Origin of the sequence: Streptomyces kebangsaanensis (assembly GCF_001906585.1) — a bacterium.
Classification (GTDB): Bacteria; Actinomycetota; Actinomycetes; order Streptomycetales; family Streptomycetaceae; genus Streptomyces; species Streptomyces kebangsaanensis.
Window position 1 is genome coordinate 70,842 of sequence record NZ_JUJA01000070.1, and the last position, 7,010, is coordinate 77,851.

6 protein-coding genes and 1 pseudogene are annotated in these 7,010 nt (G+C 68.8%); 2 read left to right on the plus strand and 5 right to left on the minus strand.

The window, feature by feature from the left end:
- The 3 genes from mshB to RH94_RS10025 form a co-directional block, all read right to left on the minus strand.
- On the minus strand, positions 1-750 hold a 750-nt coding region (gene mshB, locus RH94_RS10015; protein ID WP_234425664.1), incomplete at its 3' end, for an N-acetyl-1-D-myo-inositol-2-amino-2-deoxy-alpha-D-glucopyranoside deacetylase.
- A gap of 37 nt (positions 751-787) precedes the next feature.
- Positions 788-1,141, minus strand: coding sequence for a hypothetical protein (locus RH94_RS10020; protein WP_079188960.1), 354 nt, complete (start codon positions 1,139-1,141; stop codon positions 788-790).
- Between the two features lie 281 nt (positions 1,142-1,422).
- Positions 1,423-2,040 (minus strand): hypothetical protein, encoded by a 618-nt coding sequence (locus tag RH94_RS10025; RefSeq protein WP_234425665.1) that lies wholly within the window; start codon positions 2,038-2,040, stop codon positions 1,423-1,425.
- Positions 2,041-3,096: 1,056 nt separating this feature from the next.
- Between RH94_RS10025 and RH94_RS10030 the strand changes: the two genes are divergently transcribed.
- Together RH94_RS10030 and RH94_RS10035 are read left to right on the plus strand one after the other, a co-directional pair.
- Positions 3,097-5,025: a trypsin-like serine peptidase gene (locus RH94_RS10030; RefSeq protein WP_073947266.1), complete on the plus strand. Its 1,929-nt coding sequence runs from the start codon at positions 3,097-3,099 to the stop codon at positions 5,023-5,025.
- A gap of 74 nt (positions 5,026-5,099) precedes the next feature.
- A complete protein-coding gene (locus tag RH94_RS10035) occupies positions 5,100-5,669 on the plus strand; it encodes a hypothetical protein (RefSeq protein WP_073947267.1) in 570 nt (189 codons plus the stop codon).
- Positions 5,670-5,761: 92 nt separating this feature from the next.
- On the opposite strand, the gene RH94_RS10040 is transcribed toward RH94_RS10035, so the two are convergent.
- Positions 5,762-6,379 carry a Uma2 family endonuclease gene (locus tag RH94_RS10040; protein WP_073947268.1) on the minus strand — a complete coding sequence of 206 codons (618 nt, stop codon included), beginning with the start codon at positions 6,377-6,379 and terminating at the stop codon, positions 5,762-5,764.
- Between the two features lie 259 nt (positions 6,380-6,638).
- Positions 6,639-7,010 (minus strand): annotated as a pseudogene (locus RH94_RS42930) (helix-turn-helix domain-containing protein); the annotation flags it as partial.

Consider the following 7,010-nt stretch of genomic DNA (forward strand, 5'->3'; position numbering starts at 1 on the left):
GGCCACCTCGATCTGGGTGGCGTGCGCCCGCATGGCGGCGGCCTTGGCGGCGGCGTACGAGGTCCCGTCGATCCGCGTGGTGACGCGCTCGTCGTCGACGACGCCGGGAACGTCCTCGACGGTGGCGGACTTGCCGAACGGCAGCCCCGGCAGATCGCCCTCGAGCCGGGCGAAGGCGGCCTCGGCGACGGAACGCGGCACCCGGTTCCAGTACACCTTGGCGATCCGCCACGGCTCGCCGAGGTCGGGCCGTACGGCGGGGTCGGCGGCCAGGTCGGCGGCGCGCATGGCGACGCGGTGGGCCTGGATGTGGTCGGGATGGCCGTAGCCGCCGTCGTCGTCGTAGGTGACGAGAACCTGCGGCCGCACCTCACGGATCACGGCGACGAGGTGCTCGGCGGCCCGGTCGACGTCGGCCTGCCAGAGACAGCCGGGGTCGTCGTTGTCGGCGAGCCCCATCATCCCGGAGTCCTGGTACCGCCCGGCCCCGCCGAGCAGCCGGAAGTCGTCCACCCCGAGTTCCCGCACGGCGGCGGCGAGCTCCTGCCGCCGGTACGCCCCGAGGGCGGTCCCGTTCAGATGCCCCAGCTCGGCCGGGATGACCTCGCCCCGCTCCCCCAGCGTGCAGGTCACCAGGGTCACCCGGGCGCCCTCGGCGGCGTAGCGCGCCATGGTCGCCCCGTTGTTGATCGACTCGTCGTCGGGATGCGCGTGCACCAGCATCAGCCGCCGAGCGGCCCGTTCCGTCATGGGACAACCCTACGAGGCCCCCGCCCGCCCCCCGGGCTCAGGTGAGCCCCGCCCAGGTGCAGGCCGCGAGGACCGTGGGCGCGGGGCAGGCCAGTGCGCCCAGCAGGAGCAGGCGGCTCTCCGGAGCCAGCCGGCGGACGCGGGGCGCGAAGGCCAGCGCGGTCAGCACGCCCACGGCACCGGCGACGATCAGGGCGCACCACAGCAGGAAGCCACCGGCGGACGCTCCCTCCGTCACGGCCGACACGATCACCACGACGACCAGGTACGCCAGCCAGGCGCAGGACACCAGCGTCAGCCCCCACAGAACGGCGGCGGCCACGGCGACGCCGGTCCGGGCGCGACGCTGCGCCGGCGGGCAGGCGCCGCTTGCAGATGTGGTCGGGTTCACTCTCGTTCCTTTCCGTCCCCAGTACTGACGGATCATGACCGCACACCGCCCGACTCGGCATGAGTACGCGTACTCAACTCCCCGGAGCCCCCCTGCCTCACGACATGCCCGCCGGTACGCCCCCGGCAGGCCCGCCCGTCCGCACCACGTCCGTTGTGACGCCGGGCCCGCCCCGAGCCGCCCGGAGTGGCCCCTGCGTCACACTCGCCGGGATTCCGCCGGTTGAGAGGAACCGACCAGCGGTCCCGGACGTCGGGCGGGGATTCTCGGATCGGCCGGTCTCATTCCCCGTCGAGTACGTGGGCGATGGCCAGGGCGATGCGCTCGATCCAGTCGATGGCGTCGGTGACCTCGGCCTCGTCGATGGGGCGGCGCTGTTTGAGGTCGCCGTCGATCAGGTCGGCGTCGTGCGCGATCTTGTTGCGCCGCTGCGTGATCTCCAGGTAGCGACTGCGGAGTTTCTTCTCGTTGAGCGTGGTACGCCCCTGGAAGAAGTCCTTGTTGATGCACCCGGCCGCCTCGTACCAGACTTTCCTCTCCGTCACGAGCTTGAGCACTTCGGAAATCTTCCCGGGGTGCTGGAGCGCCTGTCCCGCCAGTTTGTCGCGCAGGTGCTCGACCACGGCGCCGGACAGGGTCACCTCCCCGCGCCGTACCGCTTCGACACGGTGCAGGGGCAGCTCGTAGACCCGCAGTTGGTACGGCATTTCGGGGCTGTCCCTGGCCGCGAGTTCGGCGACCCGGCGCAGCACCTCCTCGTGCAGCCAGTGGTCGATGGCGGCGACCGCCTGCACCCAGGCCGCCCGGTAGAAGTCGTCGATGTCGATCGTGGGCGACCGGAAAGGCGTGAGCATCGCACCCGCTCTGACCATGCGCCGGGCGTACGACAGGTTCGTCATAAACGCGTCGAACTGACGTGTCTACGGTCTGGAAATGGCCATCCGTCACCCCGTTATGACCCTTCGCCATGATCTCTACGAGCACCATTCCCGAGCCGTACGGGGGCCAGTCAAGCCAGAAGGGCGACCCCGGACGAAGGTGACCGAAACCGGCCCCTCCGTTTCCGGATCGCGCCCTTTCGGCCGCGCGGGCCGGCCGGGGACGGCTCGCGCAGCTGATGCAACTACGCCGACTCGGTCGGGCCGGCCTGTCGGGGTGGCGTCGGGTCCTTCTCCCCCGGCGTTCCTTTGCTTTCAGCCGTCGACGGCACCGGAACCCGTGAGCGTGACCACGTGCCCGGCGGAGGATGGCCACCAACCCCTGTCGCCAGCAAGCAAGGCGAGGGTGCATAGTCGCCATTTTCCGTCCACCGTCGTCGCAGACACACAGCCACGACGGAGGAGTGTCCGGGCGGGGCACACGCACTTCAGAGTCGACTCTCGCCGGTGCCTCTTTCCCCTGCATTCCTTGGCCCGTTGGCACAGTCCTTGCAGTCCGGTCACATCGATATCCGAGCTGAGTCGACCGGCCGCTCCCCCACCGGAACGAAGAATTCCTCCATGGCGCGTTTTCGTTTCCTTCAGGGAAGGGGGTGGCGTCAAGGATCATCCGAACCGCGGGCGGCACATACAGTTCAGCACCAGCGATCCGCACATCTATACGAAAAAGGCGGGTCGCTGATCCGGTGTCACCTGTGCGCTTCGTCGCGAAAGGCCGATGCCGACCGACGGCCTGACCAACCGTGAAAGGTACGTGAAACGTTGAGCACATATGCCATGCGCTCGAGATGGAGATCCAGCGCGCTGGGCCTGGCCACGGCCATCATTGTGCTGGCCGCACCAGGTGCCTGGGCTGCTCCCGCACCGCCCTCGTCCCCGTCCCCGTCCCCGTCTGCGGCTCGGACCGGGACCGGTTCTCCCACGCCGTCCCCTACGCCCACCCGTACCGGTTCTCCCACGCCTCCCCTGACGCCCATCGGACCAAGTACGCCGTCGGCTCCCTCGGCGTCGGCGTCAGTGACCGAATCAGGGGACGCATCGACCCCGCCGGGTCAACCGCTCAAGGCCACACCGGAGGAGATCGCCGAGGCCAAGGCCGCGGAGGCGTACTGGACACCTGAACGCATCGCCGCCGCCGTGCCTGTCGACCCCGGCAAAGGCGCCGACGGTGACAACGACGGTACGCCCAAGGACGCCCCAACACTGGGCAAGCTGACGGGCGCGTCGTCCTTCGACAACCGAGGCGTGGCGACGGCCGGCGTCTTCCTCATCAACAACGATGACGACCCTCAATCGGACCCGGGAAAACGCGACCAGTTCTGCTCGGCTTCATCCGTGGCCTCGCCGACCAAGTCTCTCATCATCACCGCAGCCCACTGCCTGAACGACAACGACCGGTTCAGGTCCTTGGCCTTCGCACCCGGCTGGAAGCCGGACCCGGACCATCGGGGCCGGGGGATCGCCCCGTACGGGATCTTCCCCATCAAGAAGGGCAAAGTCTGGATCGACGGCCGCTACCTGGCCCAGGGCCCGGCCAAGGCCGATGACCTGGACTTCGCGTTCTTGCGGTCCGGGCCGAACTCCAAGGGCCAATTCCTCGAGAACGCTACTGGCATGGGCAACGAGCTCACCACGCTCCACTCCTCGCAGCTCGCCCAGCGCAATGTCACTCTCATAGGCTTCCCCGGAGGGGCCAAGGCGCCCCTGGTCTGTCCGTCGACCAGCACCAAGGGCTTCGAGGGCCGCTTCCTCGAGATAGCCTGCGACGGATTCGCCCCGGGGGTCTCAGGCGGTCCGTTCCTGCGCGACTTCGACGGAAAGCGCGGTGACATCATCGGCGTCATAGGCGGATACAAGACGGGCGGCACCAAGGACGACGTCTCCTACTCCTCCCAGTTCGACGCCGACGTGGTTCGCCTGTACAACCAGGCGGTCAACGACTACGCGCCCGACTCCCCCAGAGGCATCGACGGGATGGGGGACGCCAAACTGTGGCGGCACGCCCTCGCCGCTGCCTCCGGCAGCTTCCACACCGCCTCGCAGAAATACGGTGACTCCGACCTGATCGTGAGGTGGAGTGACGGTGAGGTGACACTGTATCCGGGCGACCAGAACCAGGGGTTCTACACAGGATGCAAGGCCGGACAGCCCTGCGAAGTGCAACTGGCCAAGCCCAACGACATGTGGGGCAAGTACGCCGACGTCATCACGGCCGGCGACTACACCGGCTCCAACGCCTATGACCTGCTGGTCAAATGGGTCGACGGCGAAGTAACGATCTACAAGGACATCGACCAGAACACCAAGCTGCCCACGTCGACGAACCAGCATCCGGCGAACGAAATCAAGATCGCTCCGGCCGGATCGGTCTGGAAGCACGCCAAGGGCATCGCAACGGGCAAGTACGGCGGCAACAAGTGGCCCGACGATCTCGTGGTCCGCTGGGTCGACGGCGAAGTCACCAAGTATCTCAACGTCGACAGCAGCGGCTTCCACGCGGAAACCCAGCTGCTCGCCAAGAACAAGCTCTGGGCCGAACACGCCGACCTGATCACCGGGGGCGACTTCGACGGCACCGTCAGCGACACCAAGCCCGATTACGACCTGTTCGTGAAGTGGTCCGACGGGGAACTGACCATCTATCAGGACATCGGAACCCGTGGCCTGAAGGGCGAGTCCAGGCTGAAGGCCGCCAACAGCACCTGGACCCACGCCCGAGTCGTCGCCGTCGGCGAGTTCGGCGCGAATGACTGGGAGGACGACCTGTTCGTACGCTGGTCGGACGGAGAGGTGACGATCTACGGCAACACGCAGGCCGACGCGCTCGGACGCGAGTACATGCTCGTCCCGCCGCCCTCCGCGCGGTCCGCCGTCGGCGTGCAGCGGTCGGACGACCCTTGCGCCCAGGTCTGCGGACCCGAGCTGTACCGCCGTAGCGCCCGCTGACACCCCTGTCCGGCATGGCGCCGCATCCGAACGCATAGCGGATGCGGCGCCACACCCCCACCGACTGGAGCCCCATGAGCGCACGCCATGCCTTCACACTCGCCGTCGTCCTCTCTGTGACGGCTCTGACGGGTGCCTGCACGGAACAGCAGAAGCAGAGCGAGAAGCCGGAGCCCCGCGACGTGGCGTCCTCCGCACCGGCCACCGCGTCTCCTGCCGCGTCCTGGGAGGGAAAGGAGGACCAGGAAGACGCGATGCGGCGGGCCACGCGTGCCCTGACTGCCGTGGAGCCCGACGGCGCGTCGCGCGTCGACGAGGGGATGGCAGGTCTGGAACGGGGGCTGACCAAGACTTTCACGGCGAAGGGCGGCCGCCCTTACACCTTCGACGTCGCCTGCCAGGCCCCCGCCGCCCACTCCATCACACTGACTCTCCAACGGGGCGAGTCACAGAGCGAGTACGAGGTGGAATGCGGCGACCGCGAGGCGGACCAGTTCAACATCCCGGCCGGCGCCCCCTTCGCCGTTCGGATCGCACCCGCCCAGCGGGGCACGGACGGCATGATCCTGTGGCGGCTGAACACCATCGCCCCTGCTGACGTGGACGACTGCAACGACGACATCCAGGGGTGCCAGGCGCATTGACCCGCAGGGCCGTCCAGCGCGTGAGCATGATCGACCTGAGTGCTCACGGCGTGCTCAAATGAGCACCCTGGGGACGGTATCGGTCGCGGTGTTCAGGACTCGGCTTGCTCCGCGCTGTCGTCGTGGTAGCGCGGCAGGCCGTCCGTCGGGATCGTCCAGTCGCCGATGGTGACGTCCTCGCCGTAGACGAAGTCCTTGCGGGTGGCGTAGCGGGGGCCGTCCGGGGTGGGGTGGATGCCCGTGAAGACGGCACCTTCGCCGGTGCGCGGGTCGAAGATCGCGTAGACGGGGATGCCGAGCAGCGGATAGTCCCGCACTTTGCCCACCCAGTCGTTGCCCGGATTGGAGCGGGAGACGATCTCGACGACAGCGATGAGCGTTCGGGGATCGAAGGATCCCTCGGTGTCCATGTCCTCTTCAGCGATCACCATGACGTCCGGGCGGCGCAAGACGCCTTCGGGCTCGTCCTCCACGTCGGGCTCACCCGTATGGGCGACGATCTCTTCCGGCATCACCTTCTCCAGGCGCTTCCGGAGCCGCAGTGCAGTCAGCTCGTGGCGGCCGCTGGGCGACATCATGTCGTGGACGATCCCTTCCTTGGTGATCTCGAATTTGCCCGGCAGCGTGTCGTCCGCGGACTGAACGAAGTCGCGCATGGCCCGGTACAGATGAGAGGCGCTCTGCTTCGCGTTGTCCGGTACGACGGTCATGGCGCTCGCTCCTCGTCGTCTGTGCCCTGGGGCAAGGATCGTCACGCTCATGCTAGGGCGTGTTTCGAAAGTAGCGCCGTCCGCCCGGAGGGCGGGCGCCGCGGCGTCTGGTGCGGTGCATCGCAAGGCGGAGGGTCGTCCGCGTACTGGGCGTACGCGGACGATCCCGACAACGCGGCGAGGCGCCGTGCCAGGGGGCACCTCCCAGCCGCCAGGCTGGGGGAGCGTCGCGGGGCAGGCGGGACTTTCGAAACACGCCCTAGGCGTCCTCCTGGAGACCGGTTCGGCAGTTGCGGCAGCGGCCGGGTTCCGGGGCTCGGAAGGCGCGCTCGCAGCCGGGGCAGTTCCGGAGCGGGTGGCGTACGGGCGGCGGGGTGGCCGGGGCGCGGAACGGGGGCGGGGGCGGGAGCTGGGCCGTGAGGCGGTGGGCCAGGAAGGCGGCGGGGCGGCGCAGGCCCTCGGGTGGGAGGTCGGCGGTCAGCGCGTGGCGTACGGCCGCCGGGCCCGCCTCGCGTTCCAGCCAGGCGGCGACACCCGGGGCCAGGTGGGCGGTGTCGCAGGCGGAGAGGAGCAGGCGGGGGTCGTGGCGGCGCAGGTCCGCGAGGAGGTCGGTGGCTGTCTGGAGCAGCAC